Consider the following 11,987-nt stretch of genomic DNA (forward strand, 5'->3'; position numbering starts at 1 on the left):
GAAACGAACAGGGAGGTGAGGTCGTCGGCACGTGCCCGGCGCCGATCCAGCGGTACGCGCGCAGGTGAGTAGGCAAAGGGGCCGGTGGGGAGGTCGCGGTGGTGCAGCATTCGGTGATCGGTTACCTGGTCTGGGCGGTCTTGTTCGGGGCCCTGTTCGCCTGGGAGGCGCTGGGCCTGGTCGGGGCCGCCGGCGTTCCCACCATCAGCGATGTCGTGCGCGCGGTCATGCGGTATCCGGTGGGGCGATGGGCACTGTTCGCACTGTGGTTGTGGTTCGGCTGGCACTTCTTCGTGCGCGGCTGGCACTTCCTGCTACAGGACACGTCGTGACGGCCGACCGGCGGCCCGGCGACCCCCTACGGTGATGCCGGTCTCCCTGGCCGTGACCCTCATGCTGACCGCCTACCTGCTGGTCATGGGCTACCTCGCTGCCGGGCTGTGGATCCTGCGCCGCCCGCCTGAGCAGGGGATAGGCCGACCCGTGGGCCGGGGCGCCAGACGGCCGGGTGCCGTTACCGCCAGATGGCCGGGTGCCGTTTGCGCCAGACGCGGGTGGCCGGGCCTGGTCCGTGCCGTGGCCGGTACCGCGCTCGGCGGGTATCTGCTGTTGATGGTCGTGCTGGCCGGCTACTCCCGCGTGGTGGCGCGGGTAGACGGCCACCTTCTGGCGAGCGCGCTCACCGGCTGCGCGGCGTTGACAGGGGTCGCGCTGCCGGTGTTCTTCCTCACCTCGTGGCTGACCGTACGGCGGCGGGGCGAGCGCCGTTCCGGCCGGCGTCCCACCCGCAGCGGGCCACGCTGATCGGCATCGTGCGCGACCTGGTCGCCGCGTTCGCCCGCTACCAGGACCCGGCCACCGGGCAGCTGGTTCCAGGTCGTCGACCAGGGGAGCAACCCCGGCAACTGGACCGAGACCTCCTGCTCGGCGATGTACACGTTCACGATCTCGCGGGCGGTCGAGCGCGGCCATGTGGACGCGAGCTACAAGGCGAACGCCACCCGCGGGTACCAGGGCGTGTTGCAGAAGGCGTCCATCGGCTCCGACGGCCACACCAACATCTCGGACATCTGCATCGGGACCAACGTGGACGACGTCGTCAGTTTCTACTTCAACCGCCCCCGGGCGACCAACGACTTCCACGGCCTGGGCGCATTTCTGATCATGAACGAGCAACTGACGCGAACGGGCACTGCCGGCTTCCTGCCCGGCCCCGGAGCCCAGGCGCCGGCCGGTTCGCCGTCGTCCCCTCAGGCCACCTCCTCGGGGGCGAAGTAGTCACGCAGCAGAGCGATCTTCCCGTCGCGGAGGCGGAAGATCTGCACCAGCGACAGGGTCGTGGTCCCCGCGCTCCCGTCCAAGGCGGTGTCGATCTCGGCGATGAACACGTCGGGATCGGCGGTGGTGTGCAGCACGTATCGGGACTTTTCCACATTCGGCGTGCGGTCGGTGCTCACCGGTCGCTCGTAGTACGCGGCCATCGCCTCGCGGATCTCCTCGCGCCCTTCCAGGCGTCTGGGGAAGACGTGACCGGGCGGGACGAGCGGCGCCTCGTAGACGCCGTCCACGGTGAACAGCTCAGCCAGTGCGCCGGCGTTCCGGGTCATCGCCCCGGCCCAGATGTACCGCTCGAAGATCTCCTGCGGGGCCACCGGCATGGCGCGCTCCTTCGCTGGGGGAAGCGCAGAAGTCTAATGCCTTACCGGGGTCGCGGCGGCGTGCTGCCCGGCTGATCAGTGGGCGGTGGCGGTGCTCACGCGGTAGCTCAGGTAGTCGTTGTCACGATCTATGCCGAGTGCCTGACCGCTGAGGAAGTCCGCCGCGTCGATGTAGGTGTACGGCTGCATGAACCATCCAGCGCGCACGTCGCGGTAAAGCCGCGACAGCGGGTGCGACGCCCCGTAGCCGGCGCCGCCGACGACGGTCAAGCAGTCGTTGACCACCGACTGCGCCAGCCGGTTCACCGCCAGCTTCGCGCACTGGAACGGCACCATCATTCGCCTGCCGCGCTCGTCCAGGTCACCGGTGAGGTCGTCGTTGAGCGCATCGGCATTGGCGAGCGCCGCTGCGGCCGTGGCCCGAAGCGTGTAGAGGTTGGTCTCGATGTCGGCGACGAGGGTCCGCACGGCCGCCGGCGGCGCGGTCGATCGGCGCGTGACCGCACCGACGGCGATGTCACGTGCGGCGCGTGCGACGCCGGCGTAGATGCCGAGCATGGTGACCGAGCTGACGGTCTGTCCGGCCAGCGCACGGTCGCTGTGCGCACCGATCACTCCCCGGTGCAGCACGTCTTCCGCGGCGACCCGGCACCCGTCGAACACGATGTCGTACGTGCCCGACGCGCGCATGCCAAGGCCGTCCCACTCGGGCAGGACCGTCAGCCCGGGTGTCGCGCGGTCGAGGACCGCGGCGGCGAGGGTGACCGGCTCGCCGTCGACGACCTTCTGGGTGTGCACCAGGAAGTGGGTGGCCATCGGCGCGAGGGTCACCAGCGTCTTGCGGCCGGACAGCAGCCAGTCGCCGCGCCCGTCGGGCGTCAGCCGGGTCACCGCCGTATGGTGGTCCCTCGCGCCGCCGCAGATCACGAGCCGGTCGGATGCCATGCCCCGCAGCAGCCGCTCCGCCAGCGCCCGCACCGGCGGCGAGCCGTGTTGCCATTCGTAGGCGAGAGTCAGGCCGCGGCTGAACTGCACGTGCAGGGCGAGCGCGGTGGAGGCGTCGGCCTCGGCGACGGCGGCCAGCACGGTCGCGACATCGGACAGGCACGAGACCCCCATGCCGCCGAGCTCGGCGGGGACGGTCCCTGCCATGACGCCGTTGTCGAGGAACCGCTCGAAGGTCTCCGTCGGGAACTCGCCGAACCGGTCGTGGGCGGCGGCGCCGTCCCGGATCCGGGCGACATCCTGCTCTACCAGGGCCAGCAGGGCTCGGCCGTTCGGCGTGACAGGCGCATCGAACCGTCCGGCAGGCAGGCGAGTGGCGCTCCAAGTCGACAATGGACACTCCGGGATGTCTGGGGGCGATGACGACCTTCGAGTTCAGCGGACGACCGGACCGGCGGCTTGAAATCGAGCGTAACACCGTAAAACGGTGTGGGACCGATGCACGGGCGAACCGCTGGATAGTGCGCAACTCGGAAGAAAACGCGGCCGCGAGGCGGAACGTGCTGATCGCGGCGCCGGGATCTCACGTCGCGCGAAGGTACTGGTCGGGCCGGCGCGGTCGCACACCCAGCGCGCGGGCGGCCTGCTGCGGCCAGTAAGGGTTGCGCAGCAGTTCACGGCCGAGCAAGACGGCATCGGCCTGACCGGAGGCGAGGATCGACTCGGCCTGGTGGGGGTCGGTGATCTGGCCGACCGCGGCCACCGGCCGGTCGATCTCGGCGCGTACCCGGGCCGCGAACGGCACCTGGTATCCGGGACCGGTGAGGATCTTCACCTCCGCGGCGTTGCCGCCGCTGGAGATGTCCAGCAGGTCGACGCCATGGGCGTGCAGCTCCTTGGCCAGCCGCACGGTGTCGTCCACGCTCCAGCCCTGGCCATCGGGGAGCCAGTCGGTGGCCGAGACCCGGAAGAACACCGGCAGCTCCTCGGGCCAGACGGCGCGGACGGCGTCGACGACCTCCAGGGCGAAACGGATGCGGTTCTCGAACGGGCCGCCGTAGGCGTCGGTGCGGTGGTTGCTGTGCGGGGAGAGGAACTCGCCGATCAGGTAGCCGTGCGCGCCGTGGATCTCCGCGACCCGGAAGCCCGCCCGCAGCGCGCGCTCGGCCGCGGCGGCGAAGTCGGCCACGATGCGGCGGATCTGGCCGGCCGGCAGTTCCTCGGGTGCCGGGTAGCCGTCGGAGAACGGAATCGGGCTGGGCGCGACCGGCCGCCAGCCGCCTTCCGCGGTGCCGAGTGGAGCGCCGCCGCGCCAGGGCCGGTCGGCCGAGGCCTTACGCCCGGCGTGCGCGAGCTGGATGCCGGGCACGGTGCCGTGCCTGGACAGGAAGCCGGTGATCCGCGTGAACGCCGCCTGCTGGCGGTCGTTCCACAGGCCGAGGTCGGCGGGGCTGATCCGTCCCTCCGGGGAGACGGCGGTGGCCTCGGTCAGGATCAGTCCGGTGCCGCCCACCGCCCGGCTCGCGAGGTGGGCGAAGTGCCAATCATGCGGCGCTCCTATCTCCGGGCCGTCGGTGGCGGCAGAATATTGGCACATCGGTGCCATCCAGGCACGGTTCGGGATGGTCAGCGACCGGAGGGTGATGGGCGCGAAAAGCATGAGGATCTCCTCGTTCGCCCCCTTATGCGATGGCAGGGGACGGCTCAGTCCAGCGCATAAGCGATCTCCGTGAGATGGCGACCGTAGTTCGACTGCCGCATTCCGGCGCCGAGTTCGTAACAGGCCTCGGCGTCGATGAAGCCCATCCGCAGGGCGATCTCCTCGAGGCAGGCCACCCGCTCGTCCTGGTGTTTCTCGATGCCCTGCACGTACTGGCTGGCGGCCAGCAGGGAGTCGTAGGTGCCGCAGTCGAGCCAGGTGCAGTCACGACCCAGCCCGATCAGCCTCGCCCGGCCCTGCTTGAGGTACTCGAGGTTGACGTCGGTGATCTCCAGTTCGCCACGGGGCGAGGGGGCGAGCCCTCGGGCGATGTCGACGACCTGGTTGTCGTAGAAGTACAGGCCCGTGATCGCGTTGTTCGAGCGCGGTCGCGGCGGCTTCTCCTCGATGGAGACCAGCATGCCCTCGGAGTCGACCTCGCCGATGCCGTACCGCTCCGGGTCGGGCACGGGGTGGCCGAACAGGGTGCAGCCATCGAGCGACTCCCGGGAGCGGCGCAGCGATTCCGGGAACCCGGCGCCGTGGAAGAGGTTGTCGCCGAGGATGAGCGCCGAGTTGTCGCCGCCGATGTGGCCGGCGCCGATCAGGAACGCCTCGGCGATGCCGCGCGGCTCTTCCTGCACCGCGTAGGACAGGTTCAGGCCGAGCTTGGAGCCGTCGCCGAGCAGGCTCCGCATGACCGGGACCGCGGACGACGTGGATATGATCAAGATGTCGCGGATCCCGGCCAGCATCAGCACCGAGAGCGGGTAGTAGACCATCGGCTTGTTGTAGACGGCGAGCAGTTGCTTCGACGTCACCAAGGTCAGCGGGAACAGCCGTGTACCGCTGCCGCCGGCGAGAACGATTCCCTTCATCGAATCTCCTTAGGCGTGGAGACCTCCGCCTTCAGACGGGGGTGGAAACGCGGCACGGTGTGGAATGGTGTCGGATGGTGCGGCGGGAACTCCGCACGATTCCGGTCCGTTCTTCGCGACCTCACCGAAGACCATCGCGTGGTCGCCTACGGGTCAAGGACGCGACGTGCGGTATTCGGCGGTGAGCTTCTCCAGCGCCGGCACGACATCGTTCGGGGTTGGCATCGCTCGCACCTCGGTGCGCACCTTGGCGGCGTTCGCCGCGAACGACGGGTCTTCCAGGACCAGCTTGAGACTGTCTCGCAGCACGTCGGCGGTCAGACTGCCGGCATTGACCGCGTACACCCCGGCGCCGCGGTGCTCCACCGCGTTCGCCATGGCCACCGAACCCCACCATTTCTCGACTTTGAAATCGTTGGGCACGATGATCTGCGGGACGGCGTGCTCGATCGCCGACGCGAAGGTCCCGCAGCCGCCTTCGTGGACGATCGCCGAACACGTGGGCAGCAGCGCGTTCAATGGGACGAAGTCGACGGCACGCACATTGTCCGGGAGATTCGGCACCGACTCGAGCTGTTTGGCGTTGAAGGTCGCGACCACCTCGAGGTCGAGGTCGGCCACCGCGTCGAAAAGCTCACTGGCCGAAGCCGACGTGCCCTCGATGTTGGCATCCCGATGCGAGATGCCCAGCGTTATGCAGACGCGCCTGCGGGTGGGCCGCTCGTACACCCACTTCGGTGTGGTCGCGGGACCGTTGAACGGCACGTTGCGCATCGGCAGGTAGTGCACGCCGTCCGGCCGCCAGACCCAAAGTGGCATGGGGGAGATGGTCCACTGCCCGACCGCCGCCGTCTCGTCGAAGTCGCGGCCGTGCTGCTCCAGGAGCGGCTGCAGCCAGTCCCGCAGTGGGTCGCCATCGGAGGCGAACCGGTCCTGGCAGGCCGCACGTAGCTGGGCCAGCCTGTCCACGGTGAACAGCATCCGGGCATGCGCGGCGCCGACGGCTCGGGCCGCCACCACGCCGGGCAGAGCGGTCGGGTCCGTGATGACCAGGTCGGGTCGCCACGTACGAGCGAAGCTCACCAGGTCATCGACCGTGGAGTCCGGGTAGAACACCCCATGTACGCCTGAGATGAGGTCCTTGTATTCGATGTACGGATCGCCCCAGCCGAAGTCGCTCTGTACCGACTTCCCGGTGCGCAGACCCCGCGGGTCGGCGGGCCCCGTCGCCCCGTCGATCGGCGGCACCTGCGCCACCTTCTCCTCCAGGAGGAGCATTTCGCCGATCGAGATGCCGGGCAGTCCGGTGTGCGCGATGTCGTCGGCCATATCCGGCGGACCGGCGATGCACACCTCATGCCCCGCGTTACGGAGCGCCCACGCCATCGGCACCTGCACATACAGGTGTGACTTGAAGGGGTTGGTTACGAAGAGGATCCGCATCGGAGCCCTTCCTCCTAGGTGATGAGCGACAGCGGCTATTCCAGGTGACGCGCCCTGGCGGCAGCCGGCCGGTGGGACCTCTCGGCACACGCCCGAAACGGGGGGCGCGCACGCTGCGGACGGTCGCCGCGTCAGTGGGTGGTATCCGGCCGGCTTTTCGTATCGTTAAGGCCCGCTTACTCGAGTCGACGTTCCCCAGTATGGCGTCAGGCGCCGTCGCGAGCGTCTTCTGGATTGCGTGCTTGGCCATCGCCGGAAGCCATGTGCGGTCGCCGGTCGGGGCGCACCGGCCCTGGCGGAACCTTTCGCGCCCCCCGGCGGGCGATCGCACCGTGTTCGAGGCGGGCCGGGAATTGAAAGGCGCAGTCATTGAAAAGTGTGCGGGGGGGGGCGGACATAGGTGGCAGGAAGTGGTCAGGGGCGTTCAGCTTGCTGCCGCCGGTTTCTCTGGCTCTAGGGCTTTCATTTCCGGAGAGTTGTTCGTGCAAGGACGAAATGAAAGCCCTCAGGAAAAGAGACGAAGAAATGACCGGAACCACTTCCACCGACCATTCCGTGCTCTTCGACGCCGAACACGCCAAGCTTTTCGACCTGGTGTACACCGCACGACGCAAGGACTACGCCGCCGAGTCCAAGGCCGTCGTGCAGCACATCCGCGCGCGCAAGCCCGGCGCCCGTTCGCTGCTGGACGTCGGCTGCGGCACCGGAGAGCACCTGCGCTCGCTGAAGGACGTGTTCTTCGATGTGGAAGGGCTCGACCTCACCCCCGCCATGCGGGAGCTGGCGAGGAACAAACTGCCGCAGGTGCCGATCCACGCCGGCGACATGAGCGACTTCGCGCTCCACCGCACCTTCGACGCGGTGATCTGCCTCCACAGCTCGATCGCGTTTCTCCCGCTGTCACGGTTGAAGCCGGCGATCGCCTGTATGGCGCGGCACCTCAACCCTGGAGGGGTGCTCATCGTCGAGCCGTGGTACTCGCCGGAGCGGGCAACCGACCGCACCGTGGTCAGTGACATCGTGCGCCGGGACGACGGCCTGACCATCGCGCGCGTGTCGCGCGGCGTCATCCGTGACGGCGAGCACCACCTGGAGACGCACTTCATCGTGGCCGACGCCGACGGCGTCCGTCACTCCGCCGACACCCAGGTGATGGGCATCTTCCGGCGGGAGGAGTATCAAGCCGCGTTCGCCGGGGCGGGCTGTGATCCGGAGTACTTCGAGGACGGACTGGCCGGCCGAGGACTGTTCGTCGCGGTCCGCCGCTGACCATGCCGCCTTCGCCGAACCCCGCGGCCTCGCCCTTGCGCAGATGGTGGATGATCGTGCGGTTGGTTCAGGCGGGTGCGGTCGCCGCCAGATCGCCGTCCGGCGTCGCGCCGCTGTCGGGCAGGGCGAGCCACCACGGGTTCTCCCGCGCCCACTCGATCGTCCTGGTGAGACCCTCGCGCAGGTCCGTCGCGCACCGCCACCCGAGCATTCCTCTGATCTTGCTCGTGTCCGGGACCCGCCTGCGCAGGTCCTGGTAGCGGCCGCCGAGCCGGTCCCGCGTTTCGATCGGCACGCTCGCCTCGGCGCCGGTCAGCTCCGCGACCAGAGCGCTCAGCCGGGCCACCGTGGTCTCGACCGAGCTGCCGACGTTGAAGCACTCCCCGAAGGCGTTCTCGCTCGTGGCGACGGCGATCGTCGCGTTGACCGCGTCCTGGACATAGGTGAAGCACCGCGTCTGGCCGCCGCCGTCGTACACGACCGGCGGCTCCCCGTTCAGGGCCCGGTGGATGCTCCTGCTGACGACGAACGCCGGCCGCTGCCGCGGGCCGTACACGTTGAAGTAGCGCACGATGGCCGTTCTGAGCCCGCGGTCGCGGGCGAAGGCGAAGGCGAGATGCTCGCCCAGCGCCTTGCTGGAGGAATAGCACCAGCGGTCGACGGCGGTGCTGCCCAGCACCCGGTCGTCGTCCTCTCGCCACGGGACCGCGGGGTTCTTCCCGAACACCTCGCTCGTGCTCGCGACGACGACCTTCGCGCCCGCCCTCGCGGCCAGGTCCAGCAGGTTCCGGGTGCCGAGCAGGTTGATGTCGATGACGTCGAGCGGACGGTCGAGATAACGATCGACCCCGACGACGGCGGCGAAGTGGTAGACGGTGTCCACGCCGTCCTTCACCACCTCGGCCAGCCGTGCCGCGTCCCGGATGTCACCGGTCACGTAACTGACCGAGGGCGGCGGCGACTGGCCGGGGGGCGGCGCGCCGCCGTCGAACACGGTGACCTCGTCGCCGCGCCGGACCAGTTCGTCGACCAGATGACTGCCCAGGAACCCGCATCCTCCGGTTACCACGACCCGCGCCATGACCGCTACCTTCCGATTCCCCGGTAGGCGAAACCATGACGCCGGAACCGGCCGATGGTCTCGCGCGAGTAGTAGGCGCGGCCGTCGATGATGACGCACGACGGCGCCACCGACTCCCGGAGCGCGACGAAGTCGATGTCGTCGAACTCGTCGTGCCGCGCCAGCACGGCGATGCAGTCGGCGCCGGACAGCGCCTCCCGCGCCGTCTCCACCGGCGCCAGCCCGAAGGTCTTCTTGACCTCGCCGGAGTCGGCGAGCGGGTCGAAGATGGCGACCTCGGCGCCGCCCTGCTGCAACCCGGTCACGATCGGCAGCGCCGGGGTCGCGCGAAGGTCACCGGTGTTGTTCTTGAACGCCACGCCGAGCACCGCGATCTTCGCCTCCTCCAGCTTCTTGCCGAACCTGGCCAGCTCCTCGACGATCAGGTCGACGGTGTAACCCGGCATGGAGTCGTTGACCTCACGCGCGACGGGGATCGTGTCCAGTTCGACGTCGCGGTCGCGGGCGGCCCGCCACACCATCCACGGATCCTTGGTCAGGCACGACCCGCCGACGCCCACGCTCGGCAGCAGGATGTTGACGTTTCCGGTGCCCTTGCGCATCGTGTTCGTCGCGGAGATCACCTCCAGCACGTCGACGTCCAGCACGGCGCACAGTGTGGCCAGCTCGTTGGCCATCGCGATGTTGTGGTCGATCCACCAGTTGCTCGCCAGCTTCACCATCTCGGCGCTCTCCATCGACGCGCACGAGATGATCTCGGCGCCGATCGTCCGCCGCCAGAACGCGCCCGCGGCGGCCACGCTGTCGGGGCACCATCCGCCGATGGCTATCGGGAACGTCCTCAGCTCGTGCAGGGCCTGCCCCTCCGACAGCCGCTCGGGGCAGAAGGCCAGCCCGAAGTCCTCGCCCACCTTCAGCCCGCCGCCCTCCAGCAGCGGGGCGACGAGGTTCCTGGACACACCCGGAGGCACTGTGCTCTTGAGGATCACGAGCTGGCCTTCGCGCAGATGGCCGGCCAGTTCCGTGCACGCGGTCCGCAGTGGCACGTCGACGAGTTCGGTGTCCCGGACCGGTGTGCTCACGGCGATGATCACCACGTCCACGCCGGACACCAGGTCGTAGTCGGTGGTGACCCGCAGCCGGCCCGAGTCCAGGCCGCTGTACAGCAACTCGGGCAGCCCCGGCTCGCTGAACCAGCAACGGCGTTGCTCCAACGCCGCGACCAGCGCCGGATTGACGTCGATTCCCACGACGTCCACGCCTTCGCCGGCAAGGACCGCCGCTACGGTCGACCCCACATAACCCATTCCGATTACCGCGGCGGAGGTATTCCCCTGATCAGACAAGAATTTCATGGGTCACCCACTCTCAGGATGTGCCGATTGGCATACGAACAGCGTGTCAACCGGCACGTCGGGACGCATCTCCTGTGATGCCGTGACCCTTTTCACCGCGCCCGGGCCGCGCGGGTCCGCGGGCCCTGGATCGCACCGTTCCGCACCGCAATCCAGAAGGTGCGTCGCAAAGCCCGGTCGTACGACGATGCAGGCAGTCATACGACCTCATGGGGAGCCTCCGGTGCCTTCGCGACTCAATCAGCTCGACATGAGCATGCCCGTCGACCTCGCTGCCCGCGTCACCGCCTCGGCACGGACGACCGAGTCACGGGTGAGCCCCGGCGACGTCGGTGACTGGCTCGACGAGAAGCGAAGGCAGCCGTTCGAGAGCACCCTGATCGCACTGGACGAACTGACCGAACCAAAGGGATGGCGCTTCGCCGCCGACACCGGGAATCTGGAACACCACAGTGGCCGGTTCTTCACCGTCGAAGGAATGCACGTCAGGACGAACCACGGTCACGTAAGAGAGTGGTGGCAGCCCATTCTCGTACAACGGGACATCGCCATCCTCGGAATAATCGCCAAGGAGTTCGACGGCGTCCTGCATTTTCTGCTGCAGGCCAAGATGGAACCCGGCAACGCCGACATGGTGCAGTTGTCACCCACCGTCCAGGCGACGTCCAGCAACTACACCCAAGTGCATCGCGGAACGCGCGCCCCGTATGTCGAGTACTTCACCGAGCCGGGGCGGGGCCGGACCCTCGTCGACGTCCTCCAGTCGGAACAGGGCGCCTGGTTCCATCTGAAGCGCAACCGGAACATCGTCGTCGAGGTCACCGACGACGTGCCCCTCCACGAGGACTTCTGCTGGCTGACTCTCGGGCAGATCCGCCGGCTGCTCCAACGGCGCAACGTCATGAACATGGACGCCCGGACGGTCCTGGGGTGTCTGCCCATCGCGGCCCCGGCGAGCGGACCGGACCGCGGGAACATGTCCGGCAGCGCCCTGTGGCACTCTCCGGAGCCCGGCGGCATGCACTCGATGACGGAGATCCTCAGCTGGTTCACCGGCCGCAAGAGCGAGTACGAGCTGTCCGCCCGGCTGGTTCCACTGAACTCCCTGGTGGGGTGGCGCCAGGACAGCGAAAGAATCTTCCGTGAGGACGGCAGGAACTTCAGCATCGTCGGCGTGCGGGTGAACGCCCGGACCCGCGAGGTGCACAGCTGGAAGCAGCCGCTGCTGGCGCCGCACGGCCTCGCCCTGGCCGGGCTGGTGGTCCGGCGCATTGGCGGAAGGCTGCACGCGCTGGTGCGCGCCGAAGTCCTGCCGGGCTACCGGGACACGGTGGAGCTCGGCCCCACCGTGCGGTTCATGATGAACGACTACGGCGCCACCCCGGCGGATCATCGCCCGGAATTCCTCGAGTACATGCTGCTGGCGCGGGAGGGCGTCCGCTACGACGTCGTGCAGTCCGAGGAGGGAGGGCGTTTCCATCTCGCCGAGACCCGCTACCTCGTGGTGGAGGCCGACGACGACTTCCCCCTGCTGGTGCCGCCGGATTTCGCCTGGATCACGGTCGAGCAGTTGCTGGAGCTGCAACGGCACAGCTACTACCTCAGCATCGAGGCCAGAACCCTGCTCTTGTGCCTGAACAACCTGTGACAGAAAAATCG

The 11,987-nt window shown here is 68.6% G+C and carries 11 protein-coding genes and 1 pseudogene; 5 read left to right on the plus strand and 7 right to left on the minus strand.

Annotation, left to right across the window (positions count from 1 at the left end; genetic code table 11):
• Positions 1-98 precede the first annotated feature (98 nt).
• The 3 genes and pseudogenes from MYF83_RS23465 to MYF83_RS23475 all read left to right on the plus strand — a co-directional run.
• Positions 99-332 carry a DUF6186 family protein gene (locus MYF83_RS23465; protein WP_248962782.1) on the plus strand — a complete coding sequence of 78 codons (234 nt, stop codon included), beginning with the start codon at positions 99-101 and terminating at the stop codon, positions 330-332.
• A gap of 34 nt (positions 333-366) precedes the next feature.
• Positions 367-804, plus strand: coding sequence for a DUF6256 family protein (locus MYF83_RS23470; protein ID WP_248962783.1), 438 nt, complete (start codon positions 367-369; stop codon positions 802-804).
• 66 nt (positions 805-870) lie between these two features.
• Positions 871-1,278, plus strand: a pseudogene (locus tag MYF83_RS23475) (glycoside hydrolase family 88 protein); the annotation flags it as partial.
• Here the strand turns inward: MYF83_RS23475 and MYF83_RS23480 are convergent.
• From MYF83_RS23480 to MYF83_RS23500, 5 genes are all read right to left on the minus strand, one after another.
• The gene (locus MYF83_RS23480) at positions 1,251-1,658 is read right to left on the minus strand and encodes a nuclear transport factor 2 family protein (protein WP_248962784.1); all 408 of its coding nucleotides are present in this window, start codon (positions 1,656-1,658) and stop codon (positions 1,251-1,253) included. The pseudogene MYF83_RS23475 and the gene MYF83_RS23480 sit on opposite strands and share 28 nt — an antisense overlap.
• A 75-nt stretch (positions 1,659-1,733) precedes the next feature.
• Positions 1,734-2,996, minus strand: a complete 1,263-nt coding sequence (locus MYF83_RS23485) for an acyl-CoA dehydrogenase family protein (RefSeq protein WP_248962785.1) — start codon at positions 2,994-2,996, stop codon at positions 1,734-1,736.
• 190 nt (positions 2,997-3,186) lie between these two features.
• On the minus strand, positions 3,187-4,269 hold the full coding sequence (locus tag MYF83_RS23490; RefSeq protein ID WP_248962898.1) for an NADH:flavin oxidoreductase/NADH oxidase: 1,083 nt from the start codon (positions 4,267-4,269) through the stop codon (positions 3,187-3,189).
• 38 nt (positions 4,270-4,307) lie between these two features.
• Complete coding sequence (rfbA, locus tag MYF83_RS23495; protein WP_248962786.1) at positions 4,308-5,180, minus strand: glucose-1-phosphate thymidylyltransferase RfbA; 873 nt, start codon at positions 5,178-5,180, stop codon at positions 4,308-4,310.
• A 153-nt stretch (positions 5,181-5,333) separates the two neighbouring features.
• On the minus strand, positions 5,334-6,623 hold the full coding sequence (locus MYF83_RS23500; RefSeq protein ID WP_248962787.1) for an activator-dependent family glycosyltransferase: 1,290 nt from the start codon (positions 6,621-6,623) through the stop codon (positions 5,334-5,336).
• A 525-nt stretch (positions 6,624-7,148) separates the two neighbouring features.
• Between MYF83_RS23500 and MYF83_RS23505 the strand changes: the two genes are divergently transcribed.
• Positions 7,149-7,892 carry a class I SAM-dependent DNA methyltransferase gene (locus MYF83_RS23505; RefSeq protein ID WP_248962788.1) on the plus strand — a complete coding sequence of 248 codons (744 nt, stop codon included), beginning with the start codon at positions 7,149-7,151 and terminating at the stop codon, positions 7,890-7,892.
• 67 nt (positions 7,893-7,959) lie between these two features.
• On the opposite strand, the gene MYF83_RS23510 is transcribed toward MYF83_RS23505, so the two are convergent.
• On the minus strand, positions 7,960-8,973 hold the full coding sequence (locus MYF83_RS23510) for an NAD-dependent epimerase/dehydratase family protein (RefSeq protein ID WP_248962789.1): 1,014 nt from the start codon (positions 8,971-8,973) through the stop codon (positions 7,960-7,962).
• 5 nt (positions 8,974-8,978) lie between these two features.
• Positions 8,979-10,328 carry a nucleotide sugar dehydrogenase gene (locus MYF83_RS23515; RefSeq protein WP_248962790.1) on the minus strand — a complete coding sequence of 450 codons (1,350 nt, stop codon included), beginning with the start codon at positions 10,326-10,328 and terminating at the stop codon, positions 8,979-8,981.
• 223 nt (positions 10,329-10,551) lie between these two features.
• Here MYF83_RS23515 and MYF83_RS23520 point away from each other — a divergent pair, with 223 nt between their 5' ends.
• On the plus strand, positions 10,552-11,976 hold the full coding sequence (locus tag MYF83_RS23520; RefSeq protein ID WP_248962791.1) for an NDP-hexose 2,3-dehydratase family protein: 1,425 nt from the start codon (positions 10,552-10,554) through the stop codon (positions 11,974-11,976).
• The last annotated feature ends 11 nt before the right edge of the window (positions 11,977-11,987 follow it).

It is taken from the genome of Sphaerisporangium perillae, assembly GCF_023276435.1.
Taxonomy (GTDB): domain Bacteria; phylum Actinomycetota; class Actinomycetes; order Streptosporangiales; family Streptosporangiaceae; genus Sphaerisporangium; species Sphaerisporangium perillae.

What these genes read in the sequence shown, in the direction of transcription:
- MYF83_RS23480 (WP_248962784.1), bottom strand. Translation starts at nt 1,658, where the DNA reads ATGCCGGTGGCCCCGCAGGAGATCTTCGAGCGGTACATCTGGGCCGGG.
- MYF83_RS23510 (WP_248962789.1), bottom strand. Translation starts at nt 8,973, where the DNA reads ATGGCGCGGGTCGTGGTAACCGGAGGATGCGGGTTCCTGGGCAGTCAT.
- MYF83_RS23470 (WP_248962783.1), top strand. Translation starts at nt 367, where the DNA reads ATGCCGGTCTCCCTGGCCGTGACCCTCATGCTGACCGCCTACCTGCTG.
- MYF83_RS23505 (WP_248962788.1), top strand. Translation starts at nt 7,149, where the DNA reads ATGACCGGAACCACTTCCACCGACCATTCCGTGCTCTTCGACGCCGAA.
- rfbA (WP_248962786.1), bottom strand. Translation starts at nt 5,180, where the DNA reads ATGAAGGGAATCGTTCTCGCCGGCGGCAGCGGTACACGGCTGTTCCCG.
- MYF83_RS23515 (WP_248962790.1), bottom strand. Translation starts at nt 10,328, where the DNA reads ATGAAATTCTTGTCTGATCAGGGGAATACCTCCGCCGCGGTAATCGGA.
- MYF83_RS23500 (WP_248962787.1), bottom strand. Translation starts at nt 6,623, where the DNA reads ATGCGGATCCTCTTCGTAACCAACCCCTTCAAGTCACACCTGTATGTG.